General features: G+C 54.7%; 1 pseudogene. It reads left to right on the top strand.

The window, feature by feature from the left end:
- Positions 1 to 258 (top strand): annotated as a pseudogene (locus tag R4P08_RS18475) (hypothetical protein); the annotation flags it as partial.

Here is a 258-nt window from a genome sequence, read left to right as displayed (position 1 = left end):
GCAACGAACTCGTCGATGAAGGAGTGCCATTCATCAACGCCGGCCACCTGAAGGACGGACGCGTTGACTTCTCCTCGATGAACTACATCACCGCTGAGAAGTACGCGACGATGGGAGGAGCGAAGCTCCAGGCCGGCGACATTCTATATTGCCTCCGTGGCTCTCTCGGTAAAAATTGCGTTTATGATCTTTCCTCAGGCGGAGCTCTTGCATCCTCACTCGTTGCGCTACGAAATCGGAAGCCGCCCGAAATAGACA

Origin of the sequence: Rhodococcus sp. IEGM 1408 (assembly GCF_033142235.1) — a bacterium.
Taxonomy (GTDB): Bacteria; Actinomycetota; Actinomycetes; order Mycobacteriales; family Mycobacteriaceae; genus Dietzia.
This window is presented reverse-complemented; position numbering and strand designations above follow the sequence as displayed.